This is a genomic window from Parvimonas oralis (assembly GCF_047608425.1).
Taxonomy (GTDB): domain Bacteria; phylum Bacillota; class Clostridia; order Tissierellales; family Peptoniphilaceae; genus Parvimonas.
Window position 1 is genome coordinate 1 of record NZ_JBLKRS010000010.1, and the last position, 5099, is coordinate 5099.

1 tRNA gene and 2 rRNA genes are annotated in these 5099 nt (G+C 46.6%); all 3 read right to left on the minus strand.

The features are described from left to right. Positions 1 to 302: 302 nt before the first annotated feature. Positions 303 to 3201, minus strand: a 23S ribosomal RNA gene (locus tag ACMX2D_RS07150). Positions 3202 to 3234: 33 nt separating this feature from the next. Beyond that, positions 3235 to 3310: transfer RNA gene (locus tag ACMX2D_RS07155), tRNA-Ala, on the minus strand. 188 nt (positions 3311 to 3498) lie between these two features. Then, a 16S ribosomal RNA gene (locus tag ACMX2D_RS07160) occupies positions 3499 to 5024 on the minus strand. Together the 16S and 23S rRNA genes with 1 tRNA gene alongside form the textbook arrangement of a ribosomal RNA operon. Positions 5025 to 5099: the final 75 nt, after the last annotated feature.

Here is a 5099-nt window from a genome sequence, read left to right on the forward strand (position 1 = left end):
CTTCTGTGTTCGAGATGGGAACAGGTGTATCCTCCTAGCCATCACAGCCATACTTATTTATTTACTTTTCTTTGCCGTTAAGCTCTGAGCTTTCACTGTCGAAACTTACCATTTGTTTCACAAATGGAGTTTCTTAGCATCTGACCTACGACGCAATCTCAGATTGCTGTTAGGTCATGAACTTCTGTGTTCGAGATGGGAACAGAGTAGCCTCTTAAGCCTTACAGCCATACTTGTTTACTTTTCTTCTTCTTTTCAATATATTTCTGTTTAATACCCTTCCAACTAAAGAGTATATATTTCTGGTCAAGCTTTCGATTTATTAGTATCAGTTAGCTTTGATGTTGCCACCTTTACACCTCTGACCTATCTACGACATTTTCTGTATCGAATCTCTCTTGCATTTCTGCAACAGGAAATCTCATCTTGAGGGGGGCTTCGTGCTTAGATGCCTTCAGCACTTATCCCTTCCAGACTTAGCTATTCAGCATTACCATTGGCATGATAACTGATACACCAGCGGTCTGTCCATCCCGGTCCTCTCGTACTAAGGACAGCTCCTCTCAAATTTCCTACGCCCACGATGGATAGGGACCGAACTGTCTCACGACGTTCTGAACCCAGCTCGCGTGCCTCTTTAATGGGCGAACAGCCCAACCCTTGGGACCTACTCCAGCCCCAGGATGAGACGAGCCGACATCGAGGTGCCAAACCTCCCCGTCGATGTGAACTCTTGGGGGAGATAAGCCTGTTATCCCCGGGGTAGCTTTTATCCGTTGAGCGATGGCCCTTCCACTCGGTACCACCGGATCACTAAGTCCTAGTTTCCTATCTGCTCCACTTGTTGGTGTCGCAGTTAAGCTCCCTTTTGCCTTTGCACTCTTAGAATGATTTCCTTCCATTCTGAGGGAACCTTTGAACGCCTCCGTTACTCTTTAGGAGGCGACCGCCCCAGTCAAACTGCCCAACTGACAGTGTCCTTATACTCGCTTCAGAGTATCAAGTTAGAAATTTAGTATCAAAAGAGTGGTATCCCAACAGCGACTCCACGAAAACTGGCGCTCTCGCTTCTTCGTCTCCCACCTATCCTGTACATTTAATACCAAATTCCAATGCCAGCCTACAGTAAAGCTCCACGGGGTCTTTCCGTCCTATCGTGGGTAAGTCGCATCTTCACGACTACTACAATTTCACCGGATCCTTTGTTGAGACAGTGCCCAAATCATTACACCTTTCGTGCGGGTCGGAACTTACCCGACAAGGAATTTCGCTACCTTAGGACCGTTATAGTTACGGCCGCCGTTTACTGGGGCTTAAGTTCTATGCTTCGATTGCTCTAACATTTCCCCTTAACCTTCCAGCACCGGGCAGGTGTCAGCCCCTATACTTCATCTTTCGATTTAGCAGAGACTTGTGTTTTTGGTAAACAGTTGCTTGGGCCTATTCTCTGCGACCACTCTATGCTCCTTGCGTTTGCATCTCACATCTAATGGTACCCCTTCTCCCGAAGTTACGGGGTCATTTTGCCGAGTTCCTTAACAAAGGTTCTTCCGCGCGTCTTAGGATTCTCTCCTTGCCTACCTGTGTCGGTTTTGGTACGGGTATCTTCTCACTCAATAGTACCTTTTCTTGGCAGTTTGGAATCTGTTGCTTCACTACTTATTTTTCGCTCCCCATCGCATCTCGATATTAAGAATAGGGATTTGCCTCTACTCTCTACCTACTTGCTTAGACGTGCTCTACCATTCACACGCTCAACATATCCTCCTGCGTCAGTACTTCTCTCAAACATTCAAAGATAGTACAGGAATCTCAACCTGTTGTCCATCGCTTACGCTTTTCAGCCTGGGCTTAGGTCCCGACTTACCCTGAGAGGACGAGCCTTCCTCAGGAATCCTTAGGCTTTCGACGGGAGGGATTCTCACCCTCCTTTTCGCTACTCATGCCAGCATTCTCTCTTCTGTAAAGTCCACTTCGTCTTACAACTTAGCTTCGTCCCTTACACAATGCTCCTCTACCACTAATTTAATTAGTCCACAGCTTCGGTATTAGATTTTAGCCCCGTTCATTTTCGGCGCTCTACCACTTGACCAGTGAGCTATTACGCACTCTTTAAATGTATGGCTGCTTCTAAGCCAACATCCTGGTTGTCTAAGTAGTAAAACATCCTTTCCCACTTAATCTATATTTAGGGACCTTAGCTGGTGGTCTGGGCTCTTTCCCTTTCGACTATGAAGCTTATCCCACATAGTCTGACTCCCAATCATCATTTATCAGGTATTCGCAGTTTGATAACTTTCGGTAATGTCTAACACCCCTACGGTATTCAGTGCTCTACCCCCTGTAAACTAAATTGAGGCTAGCCCTAAAGCTATTTCGAGGAGAACCAGCTATCTCCAAGTTCGATTGGCTTTTCACCCCTATCCACAAGTCATCCGATAGCTTTTAAACGCTACCCGGTTCGGTCCTCCATGAAATTTTACTTTCACTTCAACCTGCTCATGGATAGATCACCTGGTTTCGGGTCTATGGCATACGACTTTTCGCCCTATTCAGACTCGGTTTCCCTACGGCTCCGTAACTTCATTACTTAACCTCGCCGCACACCATAACTCGCTGGCCCGTTCTACAAAAAGTACGATATCATCTCTCTTAAGACTCTATCTGCTTGTAGGCATAAGGTTTCAGGTTCTATTTCACTCCCCTCCCGGGGTTCTTTTCACCTTTCCCTCACGGTACTATTCTCTATCGGTCACTGAGTAGTATTTAGCCTTAGGGGGTGGTCCCCCTATATTCACACAGGATTTCTCGTGTCCCATGCTACTCTTTTAAAGTCAGATTCAGTCAGATTTCGTTTACAAGACTTTCACTTTCTTCGGTTGATCTTCCCAGACCATTCAACTATCCTTCTTCTTCCTTAACTTAATTTGGGCTCTTTCCATTTCGCTCGCCGCTACTTTGAAAATCGAATTTTTTCTTTCTTTTCGTCTGGCTACTTAGATGTTTCAGTTCACCAACTATTCCCTCTTGTTGCTATGTATTCACAACAAGATACTTGAGGTTTGCTCAAGTGGGTTTCCCCATTCGGACATTCCCGGATCAATGGATATTTGCTCCTCCCCGAGACTTTTCGCAGCTTGTCACGTCCTTCTTCGGCTCTCAGTGCCAAGGCATTCACCTTATGCCCTTGGTCGCTTGACCAGAAATATATTTCTCTTTAATTGTCAGGTTTCTTGGTGGAGATGAGGAGATTCGAACTCCTGACCCCCTGCTTGCAAGGCAGGTGCTCTCCCAACTGAGCTACACCCCCAAAATATTTTTTGCGATAGTAAAAAATGTTTTGGGGGTTTTGCGTACCCCTTTTTCTTTTATACTATCATTTTGGTATTTTCTTTTAGTTAGCCTTACAGCTTTTGGTTTAAAATTAAAAAAATCGAACCAAAAAACAGTGATAAAACTAAGAATTTATTTTGAACTGTCGTTCTTAGTACTCCTTAGAAAGGAGGTGATCCAGCCGCACCTTCCGATACGGCTACCTTGTTACGACTTCACCCCAGTCATTAACCCTACCTTCGACGCCTTCCTCCTTGCGGTTAGATCGGCGGCTTCGGGTATTGCCAACTCCCATGGTGTGACGGGCGGTGTGTACAAGACCCGGGAACGCATTCACCGCAACATTCTGATTTGCGATTACTAGCAACTCCGACTTCATGTAGGCGAGTTGCAGCCTACAATCCGAACTGAGATTGGCTTTTAGAGTTTTGCTTGACATCACTATCTCGCTTCTCGTTGTACCAACCATTGTAGCACGTGTGTAGCCCAAGACATAAAGGGCATGATGATTTGACGTCATCCCCACCTTCCTCCGATTTGTCATCGGCAGTCTCTCCAGAGTCCCCATCATTACATGCTGGTAACTGAAGATAAGGGTTGCGCTCGTTGCGGGACTTAACCCAACATCTCACGACACGAGCTGACGACAACCATGCACCACCTGTATAGCTGTCCCGAGGGACTTATCAATTTCTCAATAACTCAACTATATGTCAAGCCTTGGTAAGGTTCTTCGCGTTGCTTCGAATTAAACCACATGCTCCGCTGCTTGTGCGGGTCCCCGTCAATTCCTTTGAGTTTCAGTGTTGCCACCGTACTCCCCAGGCGGAATGCTTAATGTGTTAACTTCGGCACCGAGATTTGACTCCCAACACCTAGCATTCATCGTTTACGGCGTGGACTACCAGGGTATCTAATCCTGTTTGCTCCCCACGCTTTCGTACCTGAGCGTCAGTAAAAGTCCAGAAAGTCGCCTTCGCCACCGGTATTCCTCCTAATATCTACGCATTTCACCGCTACACTAGGAATTCCACTTTCCTCTCCTTCACTCAAGCCTTCCAGTTTCAAGTGCTTAATGAGGTTAAGCCTCACGCTTTCACACCTGACTTAAAAGGCCGCCTACGTACCCTTTACGCCCAATAATTCCGGACAACGCTCGCCCCATACGTATTACCGCGGCTGCTGGCACGTATTTAGCCGGGGCTTCCTCCTATGATACCGTCATTATCTTCTCATAGGACAGAGCTTTACGATTCGAAAACCTTCTTCGCTCACGCGGCGTCGCTGCATCAGGGTTCCCCCCATTGTGCAATATTCCCCACTGCTGCCTCCCGTAGGAGTTTGGACCGTGTCTCAGTTCCAATGTGGCCGTTCATCCTCTCAGACCGGCTACTGATCGTCGCCTTGGTAGGCCTTTACCCTTCCAACTAGCTAATCAGACGCGAGCCCATCTTACACCGATAAATCTTTGACCCCTATACCATGCGGTACTGTGGTCTCATGCGGTATTAATCGTCGTTTCCAACGGCTATCCCCCTGTGTAAGGTAGGTTGCTCACGTGTTACTCACCCGTTCGCCACTTTCATTTTGCTTCCATTCCCGAAAGAATTTCTACAAAAATCACGTTCGACTTGCATGTGTTAAGCACGCCGCCAGCGTTCGTCCTGAGCCAGGATCAAACTCTCTATTAAAAGTTCGTCTGCTCTCGCTGACTTTTGTTACACCAAATTATTGTTTTTCTTTGTACTCTCAAAGTTTTTATCACT